Here is a 21,356-nt window from a genome sequence, read left to right on the forward strand (position 1 = left end):
TGCGCGGCCACGCTCTCCCTGTGCGCGCGTCCTCCGGCTCCGTCCTCCGCGCCGGAGGCCTGGTGAAGACCGAGCAGTTCCTCCGCGAGGGCTCCTCCGCACGCGAGCTCCGCGAGGCGGTGAAGACCGGAGCGCTCCTCCGCGTCAGGAAGGGCTGGTACGCCCTTCCCGGAGTCGACACCGGAGTCGAGCGCGCCTTCCGCGTCGGCGGGGCCCTCGCCTGCGCGAACGCCGCCGTCGCGCACGGGCTCTGGGTGCCGCGCTTCCGTGGCCTGCACATCGCTGTCCGCGCCCACGCCTCGCGACTCCGCGATCCGGACCGTCACGCCGTCCGGCTCTCCCATGATCCCGGCGTCGTCGTCCACTGGTCGAAGGAGGCACCGCGGCCCTCCGCGCTGATCCAGGCGCTCGAGGACTGCGTCGTCGAGGCGGCGGCCTGCCAGGGTGCCGAGTTCGCCTTCGTCCTCCTGGAATCGGCGCTGCACCGGCGGCTCCTCGACTCCGCAGGTCGAGCGCGGCTCCTCGCGCGGCTGCCGGCTCCCCATCGGCGGCTCCTCCGCTGGGCCGGTTCGTCCTCCGAGAGCGGGCTGGAGTCGATGGTCGCCTTCCGGCTGCGAACTCTCGGGATCGCCTTCCGCCAGCAGGTGCGCATCGGCCACCGGCGCATCGACTTCCTGCTCGGCGAGGTGCTCGCCCTCGAGGTGGACGGTGCTGCGTTCCACGATCCCGAGCACGACAACCGGCGCGATGTCGAGCTCGGCCTGCTCGGCTACCGCGTCCGCCACTACCGCACCTCCCTCGTCCTCGACGACTGGCCCCTCGTCGAGGCCGACATCCTCGCCGCCCTCTCCCGCGGAGATCACGTCCGCACCTGACTCCCTCCGTCGGCGCACGGCGGGGATCCGTTCGATCTGCAGGTGTTCCAGCCCCGTCGAGGTCTCCGGCGCGGCTGAAGAGCCGTTCGGCTCGGCGACGCCTGCAGATCGAACGAGCGCCCGCAGACCCGGCCGGCACCCGCGGATCAGAACGCCTCCAGCCCGCGGCCGCCGACCCGTTACCCTGGGCTCGTGTCAACTCCGGAGAATCCTTTCGGCCAGGTCCTGGTCGCCCTGGTCACCCCGTTCACCGCCGACGGCGAGGTCGACTGGCCCGGTGTCGAGAAGCACATCGACGACTGCATCGCGAAGGGCGCCGACGGCATCGTCGTGACCGGCACCACCGGCGAGACCAGCACCCTCACCGACCCGGAGAAGATCCGGCTCGTCGAGGTCGGCAAGTCCGTCGCCGCGGGACGCGCGAAGATCATCACCGGCGGCGGCTCGAACGAGACCGCGCACGCGATGCAGCTCGCCCGCCAGAGCGAGAAGGCCGGCGCCGACGGCAACATGATCGTCACGCCGTACTACAACAAGCCCACCCAGGCCGGCATCCTCACCCACTTCCGGATGATCGCCGACGTGACGGACCTCCCGGTCATCCTCTACGACATCCCCGGCCGCACCGGCGTGCCCATCCGCTACGAGACGATCCTCCGCGCGGCCAAGCACCCGAACATCCTCGCCGTGAAGGACGCCAAGGGCGATCTCTCCGAGGTCAGCCGCGTCCTCAACCAGACCGACCTGATGTACTTCTGCGGCGACGACGCCAACGTCCTGCCCGAGCTGGCCATCGGCGCCACCGGCCTGATCGGCGTCACCGCCAACATCGCCGCCTCGCCGTACCGCACCATCGTCGACGCCGTGAACTCCGGCGACCTCAGGGCCGCCACCCTCGCGCACCAGCAGCTCGAGCCGCTCGTGCGCGCCGTGATGACCCACGTCCCCGGCACCGTCGCGGCGAAGTACATCCTGCACGGCCTCGGCCGCATCTCCTCGCCCCGCGTGCGCCTGCCGCTGGTCGGCCCCGAGGAGTCGGAGGCCGCCCTGATCGAGGACGAGCTCGGCCTCGTGCGGGACATCCCCGGCGTCGACTTCCGCAACTTCCGGCCCGACCGCAACGCCGCCGCGGGCGGCGCGCTGCCGAAGGTCGCCGGCACCACACGCTGACGCCGCACGAGCGGCACGGACGACTCCCGACCGAGGAAGAGGAGGGCGCATGCCCAGTCCCGTGATCACTCCTGCCGCGCTCGAGGCGGGCACGCTGCGGATCATCCCGCTCGGCGGCCTCGGTGAGATCGGCCGCAACATGACGGTCTTCGAGATCGACGGCAAGATCCTCGTGGTGGACTGCGGCGTGCTCTTCCCGGAGGAGAACCAGCCGGGCGTGGACCTGATCCTCCCCGACTTCACCCCGATCAAGGGCCGCCTCGAGGACATCGTCGGCGTCGTGCTGACCCACGGCCACGAGGACCACATCGGCGCCGTCCCCTACCTCCTCAAGCTCAAGCGGGACATCCCGCTGATCGGCTCGACCCTGACGCTCGCACTGGTCGAGGCGAAGCTGAAGGAGCACCGGATCAAGCCGTACACGCTCGCGGTGAAGGAGGGCGACGTCGAGAACCTCGGGCCCTTCGAGCTCGAGTTCGTGGCCGTCAACCACTCCATCCCGGACGCTCTCGCCGTCGCGATCATCACCGACGCGGGCTCGGTGCTGCACACCGGCGACTTCAAGATGGACCAGCTCCCCCTCGACGGTCGCATCACCGATCTCCGCGCCTTCGCCCGCCTCGGCGAGGAGGGCATCGACCTCTTCCTGGTCGACTCGACCAACGCGGACGTTCCCGGCTTCACGCCGAACGAGCGCGACATCGGCCCGGTCATCGAGAGCGTGATCGCGAAGGCGACCCGCCGGGTGATCGTGGCCAGCTTCTCCAGCCACGTGCACCGGGTGCAGCAGGTGCTCGACGCCGCGCACGCGAACGGGCGCCGCGTGGCACTGCTCGGCCGCTCGATGGTGCGCAACATGGGCATCGCGGCCACCCTGGGGTACCTCAAGGTGCCGGAGGGTGTGCTGATCGACGTCAAGAAGGCGGGCGACATCCCGGAGGACAGGATCGTCTACATGTCCACCGGCTCGCAGGGCGAGCCGATGGCGGTGCTCAGCCGGATGGCGAACCTCGACCATCAGATCCAGCCCGGCGAGGGCGACACCGTCATCCTCGCGTCGAGCCTCATCCCGGGCAACGAGAACGCCGTCTACCGCGTGATCAACGGCCTGACCAAGCTCGGCGCCACCGTGGTGCACAAGGGCAACGCGAAGGTGCACGTCTCGGGTCACGCCGCCGCCGGCGAGCTGATCTACTGCTACAACATCCTCAAGCCGCTCAACGTCCTGCCGGTGCACGGCGAGTACCGCCACCTCGTCGCCAACGCGAAGCTCGCGCAGGCCACCGGCATCGCGGAGGAGAACACGATCATCGCCGAGGACGGCACGGTCCTCGACCTCCGCGACGGCGTGGTGACCGTGGCCGGCCAGCTCGACCTCGGCTTCGTCTACGTCGACGGCTCGTCCGTCGGCGAGATCACCGACGCCGACCTCAAGGACCGCCGCATCCTCAGCGAGGAGGGCTTCATCTCGATCATCGTCGTCGTGGAGGCGGGCACCGGCCGGATCGTCGTCGGTCCCGAGATCCACGCCAAGGGGTTCGCCGAGGACGACCGCGTCTTCGACGACGTGAAGCCGCGCATCGCAAAGGCCCTCGAGGAGGCGGTGCAGAGCGGAGTCAGCGACCAGCACGCGCTCTCGCAGAGCATCCGCCGCGTCGTCGGCCGCTGGGTGAACACCACCTACCGCCGCCGCCCGATGATCGTCCCCCTCGTCATCGAGGCCTGACCCCGGGCGGAGTGCCCCCGACGCTCCGACCCGTTCCCGCACCGTCACCCGCCCCCGGGCACCCGTCCGCACCTCATGCCAGACCCGATCCCCCACGGAGACCGCGCATGGACCACTCGATCCGCCCCGCCCGCCGCGAGGACGCCCCCTTCCTCGCCGACATGCTCGTCGACGCGGCGAACTGGAACTGGACGGCGGCCCGCACCCGCATCGACGTCCTCGAGGAGGAGTCGACCCGCCGCTACGTCGCCGGCTGGCCCCGGCCCGGCGATCTCGGCTCGGTCGCCGAGACCGCCGACGGCGAGCGGATCGGCGCCTGCTGGTTCCGCCTCTTCAGCGCCGCCGAACCCGGCCGCGGGTTCGTCGCCGCGGGCGTGCCCGAGCTGACCCTCGGGGTGCGGCCGGTCTGGCGCGCGCAGGGCATCGGCCGCGGGCTGCTGCGCGCCGCACTGGATCAGGCACGCACCGCCGGCTACGCGCGCGTCTCGCTCAACGTGTCGACGGACAACTTCGCCCGCCGGCTCTACCGGAGCGAGGGCTTCAGCGCGGTGGCCGACCGCGGCGACGCGGAGACGATGGTCGCGACGCTGCGCTGAGCAGGCGCGGTGAGGGCGCGGTACGGGCCCCGCGCGCCCGCCGCCCCCCGGCGCGGGTCCGCGGCGATGACGGAGGCGGCGGGTACGGTGGACCTATGGCGACGACTCCGAAGACGACCCCCCGCGCGAAGGCGAGCGCCCCCGCGCGCTCGAGCACTCCGCGCAACGGCCGCGGCTCCGGGCGGGGATCGTCCGAGAAGAGCACGGTCGCGTTCAGCTCGACCCCGCGCACCAATCCGCTCGTCACCGTCTGGATGGCGCTGGCGCACCTGGCCGGCGGTGCCGCCCGCGCGCTCGGTCCGGAGCGCCTGGCGAAGGAGGAGCGCCGCGACGGCGTCCCCTTCCTGCTCCTGCTGCTCGCAATCACCGGCGCGGTGGTGGAGTGGTTCCTCGCGACCGACCCGGTCGCCCTCGTGCTCGACGCCTGGAGCTTCGGCGGCCTGTTCGGCCGCGTCGCCTACGTCCTCCCCGTGGTGCTGCTGCTCTTCTCGCTCTGGCTGTTCCGCCACCCGCGCTCGGTCGACGACAACGGCCGCATCGGCGTCGGCCTCGCCGTCCTGCTGATCTCCTCCGCCGGGCTCTGCCACGCGCACCTCGGCGCGCCGCAGCCGGGGTCGGGCATCGAGCAGATGGCCGCCGCCGGTGGTGTCCTCGGCTGGCTCGTGGGCGCGCCCCTCGTGGCGATCGCGACCGTGCCGGGCGCCACGGTGCTCCTCTCCCTGGTCGTCCTGCTCTCCCTCTTCATCATCACCAAGACCCCGCCGAACCGGATCGCCGCCCGCTCGCGCGAGCTCTACGGCTACCTCTTCGGCGCCCCCGTCCTCGACGACGAGGAGCGCGCGCGCCTCAAGGCGGAGAGGGCGGCGAGCAAGGCCGCCGCGAAGGCCGAGAGCGAGAAGGCCGAGGACGAGCAGGAGGACGGCGGCGAGCTGCCCTGGTGGCGCCGCACGGACTCCGGTCGCGAGGACGAGCCGACCGTCCAGGCCGAGCTGCCGATCGACGCGCTCGGCGACGAGGACGAGGCGCCGAAGGGCCGGAAGGGCCGCGGCCGCGCGAAGGGCTTCGACACCGCGCTCGAGGAGCCGGCGTCCGCCGAGCGTGACGAGCCGGCCGACCCGCCCACCCGCTCCTACGCGACCGAGGTGATCTCCGAGGCCGAGTCGGCCGAGGCCGCCCTGGCCCGCCACGATCAGAGCGCGACCACCCGCATCCCGCTGGGCGTGGTGGACGACGACGCGACCGGCGTCATCGCGCTCGACGACCTCGACGTCGCCCCCGCGGTCCCGCTCCCGCCGGTGATCGAGACCGGTCCGATCGCGCCGATCGCCGCCGACCCGACCGCCGATTTCGACTCCTCCTTCGAGGAGGAGACCCCCTACCGCCTGCCGTCCGCCTCCGCCCTCTCCACCGGCACGCCGTCGAAGGCGCGCTCGGCGGCGAACGACGAGATGGTCCGCGCGCTCACCGAGGTGCTCCAGCAGTTCAACGTGGACGCGACGGTCACCGGCTTCTCCCGCGGCCCGACGGTCACCCGCTACGAGATCGAGCTCGGCCCGGGCGTCAAGGTCGAGCGCGTCACGGCGCTGAGCAAGAACCTCTCCTACGCGGTCGCCAGCAACGAGGTGCGGATCCTCTCGCCGATCCCGGGCAAGAGCGCGATCGGCGTCGAGATCCCGAACACCGACCGCGAGATCGTCTCGCTCGGCGACGTCCTGCGCTCCGCCGCGTCGACCACGTCGACCCACCCGATGACGATCGGCGTCGGCAAGGACGTCGAGGGCGGCTACGTGGTGGCCAACCTCGCCAAGATGCCGCACCTCCTCGTCGCCGGCTCCACCGGCTCCGGCAAGTCCAGCTTCGTGAACTCGATGATCACGAGCCTGCTGATGCGCGCGAGCCCGCAGGACGTCCGGATGGTGCTGATCGACCCCAAGCGCGTCGAGCTCACGATCTACGGCGGGGTCCCGCACCTGATCACGCCCATCATCACGAACCCCAAGAAGGCCGCCGAGGCACTCCAGTGGGTCGTGAAGGAGATGGACATGCGGTACGACGACCTCGCGTCGTTCGGCTACCGGCACATCGACGACTTCAACGCGGCGGTGCGCAGCGGCGAGATCAAGCTCCCCGCGGGCAGCAACCGCGTCCTCCGGCCCTACCCCTACCTCCTGGTGGTCGTCGACGAGCTCGCCGACCTGATGATGGTCGCCCCGCGCGACGTCGAGGACTCGATCGTCCGCATCACCCAGCTCGCCCGGGCCTCCGGCATCCACCTCGTGCTCGCCACCCAGCGGCCGAGCGTCGACGTCGTCACCGGCCTGATCAAGGCCAATGTGCCCAGCCGCCTGGCCTTCGCCGTGACGAGCGTCACCGACTCTCGGGTCATCCTCGACCAGCCCGGCGCCGACAAGCTCATCGGCCAGGGCGACGGCCTGTTCCTGCCGATGGGCACGAACAAGCCGATGCGCGTCCAGGGCGCCTGGGTCCGCGAGGAGGAGATCGCCAAGGTCGTCGAGCACGTCACGCGGCAGGCCCAGCCGGAGTACCGCCAGGACATCACGGTCCAGGCGCAGCGCAAGGAGATCGACTCCGACATCGGCGACGATCTCGAGCTGCTGATGGCCGCGGCGGAGCTCGTGGTCAGCACGCAGTTCGGCTCGACCTCGATGCTGCAGCGCAAGCTCCGCGTCGGCTTCGCTAAGGCGGGCCGCCTGATGGATCTGCTCGAGTCCCGCGAGGTCGTCGGCCCCTCCGAGGGGTCCAAGGCGCGCGACGTGCTGGTGACCGCCGAGCAGCTGCCGGGGGTCCTCTCGCGGATGCGCGGCGAGGAGCCCGGCGAGCACGCCGCCGCGCCGTCGCCGACCGCACCCGACGCCTACGCCGATCCGCTGGCGGAGCCCTCGGGCCCGGTCGCGACCGACTACCACGACGACGACGAGGGCTCCGACGACGACGCCTGGGCGCTCACGGGGCGCGACTGAGCGATGACCACGCCGCCGAATCGACCGATCACGAGGAACGGCTCAGACCGATGACCAGCCCCACCGCGCACGCCGACGCCGCCCCGAGCAACTGGAACCTGCCCAACGCGATCACCGTGGTGCGCATCCTGCTCGCCCCGGTGTTCTTCTGGCTGCTCCTGGCCGACAACGGCGAGGACGGCGGCGTGCGCATCGCGGCCGCGCTGCTCTTCGTCGTCGCGATCGCGACCGACGGGATCGACGGCCACATCGCGCGCAGCCGCGGGCTGGTCACCGACCTCGGCAAGCTGCTCGACCCGATCGCGGACAAGGTGCTCACCGGCGCCGCGCTGGTCGGCCTCTCGATCCTCGCCGAGCTGCCCTGGTGGGTGACGATCGTCATCCTCGTCCGCGAGATCGGCATCACCGTCTTCCGGATGGCCGTCCTCTCGGACCGGGTGATCCCCGCCTCCCGCGGCGGCAAGCTGAAGACGATCGTGCAGTCCGTCGCGATCTCACTCGCGCTCCTGCCGCTCTGGACCTTCCTCGGCGAGTGGGTGCACTGGCTGAACGGCATCACGATGACGGCCGCGGTCGTGCTCACCGTCGTGACCGGCATCGACTACCTCGCCGACGCGGCGCGCCAGAGTCGCGCGGCCCGCGGGCGCCGATGAGCGCCGAGGAGCTGCTGCAGGCACTCGCGGAGCGCGGTCTCGCGCTGGCGGTCGCGGAGTCGCTGACGGGCGGGGCGCTGAGCTCCGCACTGGTCGAGGTGCCCGGCGCCTCCGCCGTCTACCGCGGGGGAGTGGTGTCCTACGCCACGGACCTGAAGCACCGCCTGCTCGGGGTCGACGCGGAGCTCCTGGCGCAGGAGGGACCCGTCCACCCCGTGGTCGCCGTGCAGATGGCGCGCGGCGTCGCCCGGCAGCTCGGCGAGGCCGGCGCGCGGACCGTCGGCGTCGCGACGACGGGGGTCGCGGGCCCGGAGCCGCAGGGCGGAGCGGCCGTCGGCACCGTGTTCGTCGCGGCGGTCCTGGGCGGGGTCGAGCTCGTGCGCGAGTACCGCTTCGGCGGCGGGCGGCCCGAGATCCGCGCCGCGTCCGTCGCCGCGGCACTCGATCTGGCCGGCGAGCTCGCGGCCTCGGCCGTGTGACGTCCGAGAGTCCCGAACCGCCTCGGAATCGTGGAATGCGCGGGGTTTCGGCCGGGTTACATCTGACGTCGCTCACACGCAAAGTCCAGTCATCCGGTATTAGAGTCGACTCACACGAGCCGGGTAGTGAACAGCTATCCGGCTCTCTCGTACACATCCCCTTCGAATCCGATGCTCCGGCATTCCTCGAAGCGGTGCGCGAGAAGCGGTTGACGTGGAGAAGGAGGGTCCAGTGGTTCTAGTTCGTCAGGAGATCGGCGATGTCCTCAGGGACTTTCGCCTGCAGAAAGGTCGCACCCTGCGCCAGGTGGCGAGCAAGGCGAGTGTCGCTCTCGGCTACCTCAGCGAGGTCGAGCGCGGTCAGAAGGAGGCGTCGTCCGAGATCCTCGCTTCGGTGGCCGATGCGCTCGACACTCCGATCTCGGTGATCATGCGCGAGGTCGGCGACCGTCTCGCGGTCATCGAGGGGATCGACACGATCCCCGACACCATCCCGGCCGACATGGTCGCCGGATTCGACGCGGACCTCGTCTCGCAGTAGCGGATCCGACCTCTTCCCACCCACCGCACCGCACCTCGCGAAGGGCGCCCGAGCTCCGGCTCCGGCGCCCTTCGTCGTTCCCGGAGACGCACCCGCCCGCACCCTCCGGGCTTCCGCCCCGGTTCGGCTTGTTACCGTGGACGCATGCGCCTGAGCGAGTTCCAGCAGCTGGTCGACGACGAGTTCGGCGACGCGTACGCGCGCGTCCTCGTCTCCGACCTCGTGCTGACCGAGCTCGGCGGGAGGACCGCGCAGAGCGCCCTCCGCGACGGCGCGGAGCCCCGAGAGGTCTGGATCGCGCTGTGCCGCGCCAACGACGTCCCCGAGGGCCGCTGGCACGGGATCGACCCGGCGAAGCGCCGGCACTGACGTCGCGCGGCTCCGGCGGCGGTCTGCGGCCCGAAGTCGTGTTCGACACGCCGGGCGCGCCACCATCGAATCCCTGTTCGAACGGGTCTAAGCTCCTCACCAGAAGCAGGATCGCCTCCGTCTCCACAGAAGCGGTCCGGCTCGGCGCCGATGTCGGTGGTCGGGCCTACCGTCGACATCAGTCACACGGACTGCTTCACCGCCTTGTCGCAACCGGCCGGGACCGCATTCAGGGGCACTCACCCGCGAACGGTCCCGGTACGACACGACAGCCTGTAGGCGATACCACCACGACACGAGAGCGAGACGGCCATGCCCAGTTCCTCAGACCGCGAGAAGTCCCTCGAGACCGCACTCGCCCAGATCGACCGCCAGTTCGGCAAGGGCGCCGTCATGCGCCTCGGCAGCGACGACCGCGCCCCCGTCGAGGTGATCCAGACCGGCTCGATCGCGCTCGACGTCGCGCTCGGGATCGGCGGACTCCCGCGCGGCCGCATCGTCGAGATCTACGGCCCCGAGTCCTCGGGAAAGACCACGCTGACCCTGCACGCGATCGCCAACGCCCAGCGCAACGGCGGCATCGCGGCCTTCATCGACGCGGAGCACGCGCTCGACCCCGAGTACGCCAAGAAGCTCGGCGTCGACATCGACTCGCTCCTCGTCTCGCAGCCGGACACGGGCGAGCAGGCGCTCGAGATCGCCGACATGCTCGTGCGCTCCGGCTCCATCGACCTCATCGTCATCGACTCCGTGGCGGCGCTCGTGCCCCGCGCCGAGATCGAGGGCGAGATGGGCGACTCGCACGTCGGCCTCCAGGCCCGCCTGATGTCGCAGGCCCTCCGCAAGCTCACCGGTGGCCTGAACACCACGAACACCACGATGATCTTCATCAACCAGCTCCGCGAGAAGATCGGCGTCTTCTTCGGCAGCCCCGAGACCACCGCGGGCGGCAAGGCGCTGAAGTTCTACGCGTCGGTCCGCCTCGACATCCGCCGCATCGAGACCCTCAAGGACGGCACGGACGCGGTCGGAAACCGCACCCGTGTCAAGGTCGTCAAGAACAAGATGGCGCCGCCGTTCAAGCAGGCCGAGTTCGACATCCTCTACGGCATCGGCATCTCCCGCGAGGGCAGCCTGATCGACTTCGGTGTCGAGCACGAGATCGTCCGCAAGTCGGGCGCCTGGTACACCTACGACGGCGACCAGCTCGGCCAGGGCAAGGAGAAGGCGCGCCAGTTCCTCATCGACAACCCGGACATCGCGGCGGAGATCGAGAAGCGCATCCTGATCAAGCTCGGCGTCGTCGCCGACCCGAACGCCGTGGTTGACGCCGCCCCGGTCGCGATCGAGACGAAGCAGCCGGTCCGCGAGACCAAGCCGCCCGTCCGCAAGGGCGCCTAGCCCGTGGGGGAGAAGGCTGCGGAGGGGGCACAGGGTCGGCCCGTGGCCTTCCTCCCCTGGGTCAAGGACGACGGGGCGGCCGCCGAGGCGGCCGGGCCCGCCGTCGACGCGATCTCCGAGCTGTCGGCTCACGTCGCGCGGCGCGACGCCGCGCCCTCGAGGGCTCCGGGTCGGTCGTCCCGATCGGACGACTCCGCGGCGGACGTCGCAGAGGACTCCCCGGAGGAGGACTCCTTCGCTGAGGATCTCCCCGAGGAGCCCGACCCCGAGCAGATCGCCGACCGCATCGTCCGCGGCCTGTCACGCAAGAGCCTCTCGGTCGCCGAGGTCGAGGCACGCCTCTACACCGAGGGCGTCGCCGAGAAGGACGCGATCGACATCCTCGAGCGCTTCACCCGCTTCGGCTACCTCGACGACTACAAGATGGCGGAGTCGCTGGTGATCCAGCTGCGCGAGCGCAAGAAGCTCGGGCGCTCGTCGATCATGCAGGAGCTGCGCGCCCGCAAGCTCGACCCCGACGCGATCGCGACCGCGCTGGACGAGTTCGACGGCGACGACGAGTACCGCACCGCGATGGAACTCGCGCGCAAGCGCCTGCCGAGCCTGCGGTCGCTCTCCGACGAGGTCGCCGAGCGCCGCCTCTCCGGGTTCCTCGCGCGCCGCGGCTACGCCGGCGCGCTCGTCCAGCGCGTCGTCCGCGAGACGGTGCGCAAGCCCGGCTCGAGCGTCCGCTTCCGCTGAGCCTCCGCGCCGCCCGGTTGCCGAGAGTCGGCCGGAGCGGCGCGTAGAATCGCACACCATGAGCACGCTCGGTCCGGTGACCTCCCCCCTCGTCGATGCGCGGCCGAGGACCTACGAGGTCCGCACCTTCGGCTGCCAGATGAACGTCCACGACTCCGAGCGGCTCAGCGGCTCGCTCGAGGCGGCGGGCTACGTCTCGGCCGACGGCGCCGAGGCCGACATCGTCGTCATCAACACCTGCGCCGTCCGCGAGAACGCGGACAACAAGCTCTACGGCAACCTCGGCCACCTCGCCTCGGTCAAGCGCCGGCACGAGGGCATGCAGATCGCCGTCGGCGGCTGCCTCGCGCAGAAGGACAAGAGCGTCATCCTCGAGAAGGCTCCGTGGGTCGACGTGGTCTTCGGGACGCACAACATGGGCGCACTGCCGAGACTGCTCGAGCGGGCCCGGCACAACGACGAGGCCCAGCTCGAGATCCTCGAGTCGCTCGACGTCTTCCCCTCGACGCTGCCGACCAAGCGCGACTCGACCTACAGCGGCTGGGTCTCCATCTCCGTCGGCTGCAACAACACCTGCACCTTCTGCATCGTCCCCGCGCTGCGCGGCAAGGAGAAGGACCGCCGTCCCGGCGACGTGCTCGCCGAGATCCAGGCACTCGTCGACGACGGTGCGATCGAGGTCACCCTCCTCGGCCAGAACGTGAACTCCTACGGCGTCGAGTTCGGCGACCGGCAGGCGTTCTCGAAGCTGCTCCGCGCCGCGGGCACGATCGCGGGCCTCGAGCGGATCCGCTTCACCAGCCCGCACCCGGCCGCCTTCACCGACGACGTCATCGACGCGATGGCCGAGACGCCGGCCGTCATGCCGCAGCTGCACATGCCGCTGCAGTCCGGCTCCGACCGCATCCTCAAGGCGATGCGCCGCTCCTACCGCTCCGAGCGCTTCCTCGGGATCCTCGACCGTGTCCGCGACCGGATCCCGCATGCGGCGATCAGCACCGACATCATCGTCGGCTTCCCCGGTGAGACCGAGGCCGACTTCCAGGAGACCCTCCGCGTGGTCGAGGCGGCCCGCTTCGCCTCCGCCTTCACCTTCCAGTACTCCATCCGCCCGGGGACGCCCGCGGCGACGCTGCCCGACCAGATCCCGAAGGCCGTCGTCCAGGAGCGGTTCGAGCGACTGGCCGCGCTGCAGGACTCGATCAGCGAGAGCGAGAACCGCACGGTCGTCGGGCGCCGGGTCGAGGTGCTCGTCGCGACCGGCGAAGGCCGCCGCGACAGCGAGACGCACCGCCTCAGCGGCCGCGCCGAGGACAGCCGCCTGGTGCACTTCGACGTGCCCGCCGGCTCCGAGCGGCCGCGCCCGGGCGACGTCGTCAGTGTCGAGGTCACCCGCGCCGCACCCTTCTACCTGATCGCCGACTCGATCGACGGTGCTCCGCTGCAGGTCCGCCGCACCCGCGCCGGCGACGCCTGGGACCGTGCTCAGACGGAGTCCTGCGGCGTCCCCGCCGCGCCGGACGCCACCGGAGCACCGAGGGTCTCGCTCGGGCTGCCCTCGCTCCGCCTCCGCCCGATCACGCCGGCCGCGCCGGAGACGCTGACCACGCCGATCTACGACGCCCTCGATGGCGAGCGCTGAGCGGGCGGCGTCCGCCCTCCTCACCGTCGTCGGCGCCACGGGCACCGGCAAGTCCGACCTCTCGCTCGCCCTCGCCGCAGCGATCCGCGCGTCCGGCGTCGCGGCCGAGGTCGTCAACGCCGACGCGATGCAGCTCTACCGCGGGATGGACATCGGGACCGCCAAGCTCCCCGTCGAGGATCGGCAGGATGTGCCCCACCACCTGCTCGACGTCCTCGAGGTCACCGAGGACGCCTCCGTCGCCCGGTACCAGCGCGAGGCCCGCGCGGTGATCGACGACGTCCTGGCGCGCGGCGCGACCGCGATCCTCGTCGGCGGCTCCGGCCTCTACGTCTCGAGCGTGATCTTCGAGTTCTCCTTCGCCGGCACCGATCCCGCGCTCCGGCGGTCCCTCGAGGAGACGGCCGAGCGCGAGGGGTCCGCGGTGCTCTTCGAGCGGCTCCGCGCCGTCGACGCCGAGGTCGCCGCCCGGATCGGCCCGCACAACGTCCGACGGATCGTGCGCGCTCTCGAGATCACCGAGCTCACCGGCTCGCCGAACAGCGCGCTGATGTCGGACACCCCCGTCCCGTGGCGGCCGAGCACGGTCCTCGCGCTGTCCGCGCCGCGCGACGTCCTCGTCGAGCGGCTCGACCGCCGCGTCGAGCGGATGTGGGCGGGCGGCATGCTCGACGAGGTCGAGCGCCTCGTGCCGCTCGGCATCGAGCGGGGCGTCACCGCCAGCCGCGCCATCGGCTACGCCCAGGCGCTCGCGCAGCGCTCGGGCGAGCTGACCCGGGAGGAGGCGATCGCCTCCACCCAGGCTCTCACCCGCCGCTACGCGCGTCGGCAGAACAGCTGGTTCCGCCGTTACCAGGCGGCGCACTGGCTGCCCTTCGACGCTCCGGACCTGCTCGAGCAGGCGCTCGTCCTCGCCCAGGCCGGCGCTCCGGCGCCTCGCTAGGCTGAGCGCCATGACGATCGAGCTGCACTTCACCAAGGGCCAGGGCACCGGCAACGACTTCGTGCTCTTCAGCGACCCGGACGGTGAGGTCGACCTCTCGCCCGCGCAGATCGCGACGATCTGCGACCGGCACTTCGGCGTCGGCGCCGACGGCATCATCCGCGCGGTCCGCTCCCGGTCCCTCGCCGACGGTGCCGCCGCCCTCGAGCAGGAGCCGGAGGCGGAGTGGTTCATGGACTACCGCAACGCCGACGGCTCGATCGCCGAGATGTGCGGCAACGGCATCCGCGTCTACGCGGCGTTCCTGCTCGCCGGCGGTCTGGCGACCCTCGAGCAGGGCGACACCCTCCCCATCGGCACGCGTGCCGGGGTCCGCGACGTCACCCGCAGCGGCGCCGGCTTCCAGGTGGACCTCGGCCGCTGGGAGCTGGCCGGCGGCGAGCCGCTCGTGCGGGCCAAGGAGCTGAAGGTGCCGCGTCCCGGTCTCGGGCTCGACCTCGGCAACCCGCACATCGTCGTGGCGCTGAGCAACGACGAGGAGCTCGACGAGGCCGACCTCAGCTACATCCCGCAGATCGAGCCGGAGCCGGCCGACGGGGCGAACGTCGAGTTCGTCGTGCCGGGCGAGCCGCTGGTGCACGACGGCATCGGCCGGATCCGGATGCGCGTCCACGAGCGCGGCAGCGGCGAGACGCTCAGCTGCGGCACGGGCGCCGCCGCGGCGGCCCTCGCCGTGCGCTACTGGGCCGGAGCGCGCGCTCCGCAGTCCTGGCGCGTGGAGGTCCCCGGCGGCACGCTGGGCGTGACGATGTTCCCGACCGAGGAGGGCGAGCACGTCGGCCTGTCCGGCCCGGCCGACCTCGTCTACACCGGCACGATCCGGATCGACTAGCTCGGGATCGATCGATCGACCGGCGCGGCACCGATCCGTTCCGGCGAGCGCGGCCGACTCCTGCGATCAGGCGGTGCGCGTGGTGCGGATGACGCGGAAGCCCTTGGCCGAGGAGATCCGGTCGACCTCGAGGCGGCCCTCGAACGTCTCGGTCAGCCAGGTCAGCAGCGAGTCGGCGCCGAGGTTGCGCTGCACGACGAGCCAGCCCTCGGCATCGGGCTCGAGGCGCGGCAGCCAGCGCTCGAGCAGCGCGTGCAGCTCGGCTTTGCCGACCCGGATCGGCGGGTTCGACCAGACGGCGGCGAAGCGGACGTCCTCGGGAACATCCTCGGGCAGCACGGCGTTGACATTGGAGACACCGAGTTCTGCGCAGTTGCGACGGACGAGCTCGAGCGCCCGCTGGTTGACGTCGACCGCCCACACCCGGGCGTCGGGGGAGCCGAGCGCCAGGGCGAGCGAGATCGGTCCCCAGCCGCAGCCGAGATCCAGGAGGTCCCCGCTCGCGGGGGCGTCGGGGACCGCGTCCAGCAGGACACGGGTGCCGAGATCGACGTGGCCGGGGCTGAACACCCCGCCGGCGGTCGTGACCTCGAGGTCGCGGCCGGCGATCCGGGCGCTGATCCTCCGGGGTCGGAGGTCGCCGTCGGGAGTGCTGGTGAAGTAGTGCTCGGCGGCCATGAGAAGTGAACTTATCAACAGCTGAGGAGTTAGTGTTATCCGGATGACGGAAGACCTGAACGAGACCGACACGACCGAGGCCGTGGACGTCGTCTCGCGGGTCCTGGCGAACGCGCAGTCGCGCTCGTCGGGATATTCGCGGTTCGTCGCGGGCGGAGCCCAGGCGCTGCAGAGCGCCGGAGGCGACGTCGAGCGCGACGCCGAGCAGACCAGCGACGGCGATCAGTTCGATCGCGAGGACCGGCAGGCGCTGCGGCGCGTGGCGGGCCTCTCCACCGAGCTCGAGGACGTCACCGAGGTCGAGTACCGCCAGCTGCGCCTCGAGAACGTGGTGCTGATCGGCGTCTACTCGCAGGGCTCGATCGAGGACGCGGAGAACTCGCTGCACGAGCTCGCCGCCCTGGCCGAGACCGCGGGAGCGACCGTCCTCGACGGCCTGCTGCAGCGCCGGCCGCACCCCGACCCGAGCACCTACCTGGGCAAGGGCAAGGCCGAGGAGCTGGCCGGGCTCGTCGCCGCCCTCGGCGCCGACACGGTCGTCGCCGACACCGAGCTGGCTCCGAGCCAGCGCCGCTCGCTGGAGGACGTGGTGAAGGTCAAGGTCATCGACCGCACGGCCGTCATCCTCGACATCTTCAGCCAGCACGCCACGAGCCGCGAGGGCAAGGCGCAGGTCGAACTCGCGCAGCTCGAGTACCTGCTGCCGCGCCTGCGCGGCTGGGGCGAGTCGATGTCCCGCCAGGCCGGCGGCCAGGTCGGCGCCGGCGCCGGCATGGGCTCGCGTGGTCCGGGTGAGACGAAGATCGAGCTCGACCGCCGCCGCATCCACACCCGCATGGCGCGCCTGCGCAAGCAGATCACCGCGATGAAGCCCGCCCGGGAGGCGAAGCGCGCCAACCGCAAGCGCAACGCGGTGCCGTCGGTCGCCATCGCCGGCTACACCAACGCCGGCAAGTCCAGCCTGCTCAACCGGATGACGCACGCGGGCGTGCTCGTCGAGAACTCGCTCTTCGCGACCCTCGACGCGACCATCCGCAAGTCCGAGACCCCCGATGGGCGCGGCTACACGCTCGCCGACACCGTCGGCTTCGTGCGCGCCCTGCCGCACCAGCTGGTAGAGGCGTTCCGCTCGACCCTGGAGGAGGTCGCCGACTCGGACATCATCGTCCACGTCGTCGACGCCTCGCACCCGGACCCCGCGGGGCAGATCGCGACTGTCCGGGACGTCATCGGCGAGGTGGGCGCACGGAGCATCCCCGAGATCATCGCGTTCAACAAGTCCGATCTCGTCGACGAGGGCCAGCGGCTCGTGCTGCGCGGTCTCGCCCCCGGCGCCGTCTTCGTGTCGGCGCGCACCGGCGAGGGGATGGACGAGCTCCAGGCGAAGATCGCCGAGATCCTGCCGGAGCCGCAGATCGAGATCGACCTGCTGGTCCCGTACGACCGGGGCGACGTGGTCTCCTCGCTGCACCGCAACGGCCGGATCCTCTCGACGCAGTACGTCGAGGGCGGCACGCACGTCCACGCGCTCGTGCACGAGGACCTCGCCGGCTCGCTCGGCGAGTTCGCGGCTCCCGTCGCCGCCGTCGAGGCGTAGCGGCGGAGCCGGCACCCGGCGCTCGAAGCGCCCGCGACCACGGATCACCTCCGCGGTCGCGGGCGCTTCGTCGTCACGCTGCGCGAGCTGCTCGCCGTGCGTCCCGGTGAACGCAGGAGGGGCGGACGGCTCGATGCCGTCCGCCCCTCCTGCGTGTGTGCGCCGCCGCGTCAGACGGAGCGGAGCACCGCGACGATCTTGCCGAGGACCTCGGCCTCGTCGCCGAGGATCGGCTCGAAGTTGGAGTTGCGGGGGAGCAGCCAGGTGTGGCCGTCGCGCTGGCGGAGGACCTTGACGGTCGCCTCGCCGTCGAGCATCGCGGCGACGATCTCGCCGTTCTCCGCGGTGCGCTGCGAGCGGACGACGACCCAGTCGCCGTCGCAGATGGCGGCGTCGATCATGGACTCGCCGACCACCTTGAGCATGAACAGCTCGCCCTTGCCGACCAGCTGGCGGGGGAGCGGGAAGACCTCGTCGATCTGCTGGTCCGCCATGATCGGCACACCCGCCGCGATCCGGCCCACCAGCGGCACCATCGCCGCGTCGGCGACCGTCGCCGTCGACTCGAACGAGCCGTCGTCCTCGGTCGAGCTCGGCACGTCGATGAGGATCTCGAGCGCCCGGGGGCGGTTGGGATCGCGGCGCAGATATCCGCTCAGCTCGAGCTGGTTGAGCTGGTGGGTCACGCTGGAGAGCGAGGCGAGCCCGACGGCGTCGCCGATCTCGCGCATGCTCGGCGGATAGCCGCGGCTGGACACCGAGCGCTGGATGGCGTCGAGGATCGCGAGCTGCTTCGCGCTGAGGTTCTTCCGGCGGCGGCCCGCCGCGGGCTTCGCCGCCGCCTTCGCCTTCGGCGCCGGAGTCGTCGTCCTGGCCGCCTTCGCCCCGGCCGTCTGCGCGTCGCTCACGATCGTCCCTCTCTCGGTGCGCACGCCGCGTGCGCGCCCTCTCCGTCCGCGTCGAGCACCGATGTCGGTGGTCGCTGCTGTACTGACTGCGGACTCTCGAAACTGTATCCGGCGGGGGTCCGCGTTCGAAACATTCGTTCGAGTGTGTCGCGCGATCCAGCAACGGATGCGACGCGACCGGGTCTTGCCCGGCGCGGTGTTCGAAGATATATTCGGAACAGAGGTTCGGACCGGGTCCTCCCGGCCGAGGACCCGGCCCGAACCCCTGCTGAAAGGAGCGATCACCATGACCGCACAGCCCTCCACCATCGCGCAGCACCAGACCTCCGCACAGCACGTCACCGCTGCCGAGCAGCCCGGTGCGCGCACTCGCCTGCGCCTGACCCGTCGTGGCCGCGCCGTCCTCGCGACGCTCGGCGCCCTGCCCCTCGTCGCGGGCGCCTTCGTCTTCGGACTCAACGGCGGCGGAGCCGTCGCCTCGGGCGAGAGCGCCGACGTCGAGTTCCAGTACGTCACCGTCCGCGCCGGCGAGTCCCTCTGGTCCCTCGCGGAGGAGCTCGCACCGGACTCCGACCCGCGCGACGTCGTCTACGACATCCAGTCGCTCAACCAGCTGGCGAACGCCGGCCTCGAGCCCGGGCAGCGCCTCGCGATCCCGGCGCAGTACGACCTCGCGGACTGATCGAGCGCACCGAGTGCCCCGGTACCATTCCGGGGTGACGACTCTCGACGATCTCCCCCTCCGCGACGACCTGCGCGGTCAGCAGCCCTACGGCGCTCCGCAGGCCGTCGTGCCCGTGGCCCTCAACGTCAACGAGAACACCCACCCCATCCCTGACGACGTCATCGCCGACATCGTCGAGCGGGTGTCCGTCGCCCTCCGCACGGTCAACCGCTACCCCGATCGCGAGTTCCGGGAGCTGCGCGACTCCCTGGCCGGCTACCTCGGCCACGGTCTGACCGCCGACTCGATCTGGGCCGCCAACGGCTCGAACGAGGTGCTCCAGCACATCCTGCAGGCCTTCGGCGGCCCCGGACGGTCGCTGCTCGGCTTCTCGCCGACCTACTCGATGTACTCGATCCTCGCCTCGGGCAGCGGCACGCGCTGGATCGGCGTCGAGCGCGAGGCCGACTTCCGCGTGTCCGCTTCGTACGCCGCCGACTCGGTGCGCCGCGAGCGCCCCGACATCGTCTTCCTCTGCGCGCCGAACAACCCCACCGGAACCCCGCTGGACCTCGAGACGATCGCCGCCGTCTACGACGCGACCGACGGCATCGTCGTCGTCGACGAGGCCTACGCCGAGTTCGCCGGACGGGACGCGCCGACCGCCCTCGGCCTCCTCGAGGGCCGCCCTCGCCTGCTCGTCTCCCGCACGATGAGCAAGGCCTTCGCCTTCGCCGGCGTCCGCCTCGGCTACCTCGCCGCCGACCCCGCCGTCGTCGACGCCCTCCGACTGGTGCGCCTGCCGTACCACCTCTCCGCGCTGACTCAGGCGGCCGCGACCGCGGCGCTCGCCCACGCGGACGAGATGCTCGCGATGGTGGGCGAGATCATCGTCCAGCGCGACCGGATGATCGACGGACTGCGCGAGCTCGGCTACACCCCGCACGAGACCGGCAGCAACTTCGTCCTCTTCGGCGGCGTCGCCGACCCCGGAGCGATGTTCGAGGCGCTCCTCGCCCGCGGCATCCTGATCCGCGACGTCGGCATCCCGAACCACCTGCGGGTGAGCGCGGGCACCGAGGCCGAGACCACCGCCTTCCTCGAGGCGGTCGCCGCGCTGCCCGCCCGGACGGCGGACCCCGCGGTCGCCCTGGCCCGCGAGTAGCCGCCCGGAGGGTCGGCGGCCCCCGAATACACTGGAGACCATGACCTCCTCGAGCGCCGCTCCCGGGCGCACCGCCTCCCTCCGTCGTGCCACCAGCGAGTCGAGCATCGAGCTGTCGATCGACCTCGACGGCACCGGTGTCGCGGACCTCTCCACCGGCGTGCCCTTCTTCGATCACCTGCTGACGGCGTTCGCGAAGCACTCGCTGACCGACCTGACCGTCCGAGCCACCGGCGACATCGAGATCGACATCCACCACACCGCCGAGGACATCGGCATCGTGCTCGGCACCGCGATCAAGCAGGCGCTCGGCGACAAGGCCGGCATCTCCCGCTTCGGCGACGCCCTCGTGCCGCTCGACGAGGCGCTCGTCCAGGCCGTGGTCGACATCTCCGGCCGCCCCTACCTCGTGCACGGCGGCGAGCCGGAGGGCTTCGCGCTGCACCTGATCGGCGGCCACTTCACCGGATCGATGGTCCGCCACGTCCTCGAGGCGATCGCCTTCAACGCCGGTCTGACCGTGCACGTCACCGTGCTCGGCGGGCGCGACCCGCACCACATCGCCGAGGCCGAGTTCAAGGCGTTCGCGCGCGCGTTCCGCCAGGCCAAGGCCTTCGACCCGCTGGTCGCCGGGGTGCCGTCGACGAAGGGCGCGCTGTGAGCGGCGCCCAGCCGTCCGTCGTCGTCTACGATTACGGCTCCGGCAACGTCCACTCGGCCGTCAAGGCGCTCGAGCTCGCCGGCGCCGACGTCGAGCTGACCTCCGACCGCACCCGCGCCCTCGAGGCCGACGGCCTGCTGGTCCCGGGGGTCGGCGCGTTCAGCGCGGTGATGTCGGCGCTGACGGCGGCGCGCGGCGGCGAGATCATCGAGAAGCGCCTCGCCGGCGGTCGCCCGGTGCTCGGCATCTGCGTCGGGATGCAGGTGCTCTTCGAGCGCGGCGTCGAGCGCGGCGTCGAGAGCGAGGGTCTGGGGGAGTGGCCGGGGACGGTCGACCTGCTCCCCGCCGAGGTCGTGCCGCACATGGGCTGGAACACCGTCGCGGTGCCGTCCGGCTCGCGGCTGTTCGACGGCATCGAGGACGAGCGCTTCTACTTCGTGCACTCGTACGGCGCCCGGGAGTGGACGCTGGACGTCATGCCGCCGTTCCCGCGTCCGGCCGTCACCTGGGCCGACCACGGCGGCCCCTTCATCGCCGCGGTGGAGAACGGCCCGCTCTCGGCGACGCAGTTCCACCCCGAGAAGTCCGGCGCCGCGGGCCTGCGCCTGCTCTCGAATTGGCTGGGCGGGCTCCGCACGAACTAGGATCGGCCGGTGGTCGGCGGCTCCGGTGGA

General features: G+C 71.6%; 21 protein-coding genes. 19 read left to right on the forward strand and 2 right to left on the reverse strand.

Annotation, left to right across the window (positions count from 1 at the left end):
• Nucleotides 1-20 precede the first annotated feature (20 nt).
• The 14 genes from MT353_RS19015 to dapF all read left to right on the forward strand — a co-directional run bounded on the left by MT353_RS19015 (nt 21) and on the right by dapF (nt 15,009).
• The gene (locus MT353_RS19015) at nt 21-875 is read left to right on the forward strand and encodes a type IV toxin-antitoxin system AbiEi family antitoxin domain-containing protein (protein ID WP_243598660.1); all 855 of its coding nucleotides are present in this window, start codon (nt 21-23) and stop codon (nt 873-875) included.
• Nucleotides 876-1,067: 192 nt separating this feature from the next.
• The gene (gene dapA, locus MT353_RS19020; RefSeq protein ID WP_173287593.1) at nt 1,068-2,045 is read left to right on the forward strand and encodes a 4-hydroxy-tetrahydrodipicolinate synthase; all 978 of its coding nucleotides are present in this window, start codon (nt 1,068-1,070) and stop codon (nt 2,043-2,045) included.
• Between the two features lie 49 nt (nt 2,046-2,094).
• Nucleotides 2,095-3,771 carry a ribonuclease J gene (locus MT353_RS19025; RefSeq protein WP_243625608.1) on the forward strand — a complete coding sequence of 559 codons (1,677 nt, stop codon included), beginning with the start codon at nt 2,095-2,097 and terminating at the stop codon, nt 3,769-3,771.
• 107 nt (nt 3,772-3,878) lie between these two features.
• Nucleotides 3,879-4,367, forward strand: coding sequence for a GNAT family N-acetyltransferase (locus MT353_RS19030; RefSeq protein ID WP_243625609.1), 489 nt, complete (start codon nt 3,879-3,881; stop codon nt 4,365-4,367).
• A gap of 95 nt (nt 4,368-4,462) precedes the next feature.
• The gene (locus MT353_RS19035; protein ID WP_243598662.1) at nt 4,463-7,348 is read left to right on the forward strand and encodes a DNA translocase FtsK; all 2,886 of its coding nucleotides are present in this window, start codon (nt 4,463-4,465) and stop codon (nt 7,346-7,348) included.
• A gap of 50 nt (nt 7,349-7,398) precedes the next feature.
• Nucleotides 7,399-8,001, forward strand: a complete 603-nt coding sequence (pgsA, locus tag MT353_RS19040; protein WP_243598663.1) for a CDP-diacylglycerol--glycerol-3-phosphate 3-phosphatidyltransferase — start codon at nt 7,399-7,401, stop codon at nt 7,999-8,001.
• Nucleotides 7,998-8,480 carry a CinA family protein gene (locus tag MT353_RS19045; protein WP_243625610.1) on the forward strand — a complete coding sequence of 161 codons (483 nt, stop codon included), beginning with the start codon at nt 7,998-8,000 and terminating at the stop codon, nt 8,478-8,480. The genes pgsA and MT353_RS19045 overlap by 4 nt, the downstream gene beginning before the upstream one ends.
• A 232-nt stretch (nt 8,481-8,712) precedes the next feature.
• On the forward strand, nt 8,713-9,021 hold the full coding sequence (locus MT353_RS19050) for a helix-turn-helix domain-containing protein (RefSeq protein ID WP_123704950.1): 309 nt from the start codon (nt 8,713-8,715) through the stop codon (nt 9,019-9,021).
• A gap of 144 nt (nt 9,022-9,165) precedes the next feature.
• Nucleotides 9,166-9,390, forward strand: coding sequence for a DUF3046 domain-containing protein (locus tag MT353_RS19055; protein WP_123737187.1), 225 nt, complete (start codon nt 9,166-9,168; stop codon nt 9,388-9,390).
• 312 nt (nt 9,391-9,702) lie between these two features.
• Complete coding sequence (recA, locus tag MT353_RS19060) at nt 9,703-10,791, forward strand: recombinase RecA (protein WP_123444530.1); 1,089 nt, start codon at nt 9,703-9,705, stop codon at nt 10,789-10,791.
• A gap of 42 nt (nt 10,792-10,833) precedes the next feature.
• Nucleotides 10,834-11,532, forward strand: a complete 699-nt coding sequence (locus tag MT353_RS22065; protein ID WP_243598665.1) for a regulatory protein RecX — start codon at nt 10,834-10,836, stop codon at nt 11,530-11,532.
• A 58-nt stretch (nt 11,533-11,590) separates the two neighbouring features.
• Complete coding sequence (gene miaB / locus MT353_RS19070) at nt 11,591-13,174, forward strand: tRNA (N6-isopentenyl adenosine(37)-C2)-methylthiotransferase MiaB (protein WP_243625611.1); 1,584 nt, start codon at nt 11,591-11,593, stop codon at nt 13,172-13,174.
• Complete coding sequence (gene miaA / locus MT353_RS19075) at nt 13,161-14,117, forward strand: tRNA (adenosine(37)-N6)-dimethylallyltransferase MiaA (protein WP_243625612.1); 957 nt, start codon at nt 13,161-13,163, stop codon at nt 14,115-14,117. The genes miaB and miaA overlap by 14 nt, the downstream gene beginning before the upstream one ends.
• Before the next feature lie 10 nt (nt 14,118-14,127).
• Complete coding sequence (dapF, locus tag MT353_RS19080) at nt 14,128-15,009, forward strand: diaminopimelate epimerase (RefSeq protein ID WP_243625613.1); 882 nt, start codon at nt 14,128-14,130, stop codon at nt 15,007-15,009.
• Between the two features lie 66 nt (nt 15,010-15,075).
• Here dapF and MT353_RS19085 read toward each other — a convergent pair whose 3' ends face one another.
• Nucleotides 15,076-15,687 (reverse strand): class I SAM-dependent methyltransferase, encoded by a 612-nt coding sequence (locus MT353_RS19085; protein WP_132438245.1) that lies wholly within the window; start codon nt 15,685-15,687, stop codon nt 15,076-15,078.
• A 43-nt stretch (nt 15,688-15,730) separates the two neighbouring features.
• Here MT353_RS19085 and hflX point away from each other — a divergent pair, with 43 nt between their 5' ends.
• Nucleotides 15,731-17,284, forward strand: coding sequence for a GTPase HflX (gene hflX / locus MT353_RS19090; RefSeq protein WP_123704939.1), 1,554 nt, complete (start codon nt 15,731-15,733; stop codon nt 17,282-17,284).
• A gap of 170 nt (nt 17,285-17,454) precedes the next feature.
• Here the strand turns inward: hflX and lexA are convergent, their stop codons facing one another.
• The gene (gene lexA, locus MT353_RS19095) at nt 17,455-18,066 is read right to left on the reverse strand and encodes a transcriptional repressor LexA (protein WP_243582392.1); all 612 of its coding nucleotides are present in this window, start codon (nt 18,064-18,066) and stop codon (nt 17,455-17,457) included.
• 412 nt (nt 18,067-18,478) lie between these two features.
• Between lexA and MT353_RS19100 the strand changes: the two genes are divergently transcribed.
• From MT353_RS19100 to hisH, 4 genes are read left to right on the forward strand one after another with little or no spacing between them, the layout of a single operon-like run.
• Entirely contained in the window at nt 18,479-18,874 is a 396-nt protein-coding gene (locus MT353_RS19100; protein WP_123737180.1) for a LysM peptidoglycan-binding domain-containing protein, read from the forward strand.
• 34 nt (nt 18,875-18,908) lie between these two features.
• Nucleotides 18,909-20,021: a histidinol-phosphate transaminase gene (locus tag MT353_RS19105; protein WP_243625614.1), complete on the forward strand. Its 1,113-nt coding sequence runs from the start codon at nt 18,909-18,911 to the stop codon at nt 20,019-20,021.
• A gap of 40 nt (nt 20,022-20,061) precedes the next feature.
• Nucleotides 20,062-20,682, forward strand: coding sequence for an imidazoleglycerol-phosphate dehydratase HisB (gene hisB / locus MT353_RS19110; protein ID WP_243625615.1), 621 nt, complete (start codon nt 20,062-20,064; stop codon nt 20,680-20,682).
• Entirely contained in the window at nt 20,679-21,326 is a 648-nt protein-coding gene (hisH, locus tag MT353_RS19115) for an imidazole glycerol phosphate synthase subunit HisH (RefSeq protein ID WP_243625616.1), read from the forward strand. The genes hisB and hisH overlap by 4 nt, the downstream gene beginning before the upstream one ends.
• Nucleotides 21,327-21,356: the final 30 nt, after the last annotated feature.

The sequence above is a fragment of the Rathayibacter sp. VKM Ac-2927 genome (assembly GCF_022815525.1).
Taxonomy (GTDB): Bacteria; Actinomycetota; Actinomycetes; order Actinomycetales; family Microbacteriaceae; genus Rathayibacter; species Rathayibacter festucae.

Coding starts and splice junctions, on each gene's coding strand:
- MT353_RS19025 (WP_243625608.1), top strand. CDS start 2,095: ATGCCCAGTCCCGTGATCACTCCTGCCGCGCTCGAGGCGGGCACGCTG.
- MT353_RS19030 (WP_243625609.1), top strand. CDS start 3,879: ATGGACCACTCGATCCGCCCCGCCCGCCGCGAGGACGCCCCCTTCCTC.
- MT353_RS19035 (WP_243598662.1), top strand. CDS start 4,463: ATGGCGACGACTCCGAAGACGACCCCCCGCGCGAAGGCGAGCGCCCCC.
- pgsA (WP_243598663.1), top strand. CDS start 7,399: ATGACCAGCCCCACCGCGCACGCCGACGCCGCCCCGAGCAACTGGAAC.
- MT353_RS19045 (WP_243625610.1), top strand. CDS start 7,998: ATGAGCGCCGAGGAGCTGCTGCAGGCACTCGCGGAGCGCGGTCTCGCG.
- MT353_RS19055 (WP_123737187.1), top strand. CDS start 9,166: ATGCGCCTGAGCGAGTTCCAGCAGCTGGTCGACGACGAGTTCGGCGAC.
- recA (WP_123444530.1), top strand. CDS start 9,703: ATGCCCAGTTCCTCAGACCGCGAGAAGTCCCTCGAGACCGCACTCGCC.
- miaB (WP_243625611.1), top strand. CDS start 11,591: ATGAGCACGCTCGGTCCGGTGACCTCCCCCCTCGTCGATGCGCGGCCG.
- miaA (WP_243625612.1), top strand. CDS start 13,161: ATGGCGAGCGCTGAGCGGGCGGCGTCCGCCCTCCTCACCGTCGTCGGC.
- dapF (WP_243625613.1), top strand. CDS start 14,128: ATGACGATCGAGCTGCACTTCACCAAGGGCCAGGGCACCGGCAACGAC.
- MT353_RS19085 (WP_132438245.1), bottom strand. CDS start 15,687: ATGGCCGCCGAGCACTACTTCACCAGCACTCCCGACGGCGACCTCCGA.
- hflX (WP_123704939.1), top strand. CDS start 15,731: ATGACGGAAGACCTGAACGAGACCGACACGACCGAGGCCGTGGACGTC.
- MT353_RS19100 (WP_123737180.1), top strand. CDS start 18,479: ATGACCGCACAGCCCTCCACCATCGCGCAGCACCAGACCTCCGCACAG.
- hisB (WP_243625615.1), top strand. CDS start 20,062: ATGACCTCCTCGAGCGCCGCTCCCGGGCGCACCGCCTCCCTCCGTCGT.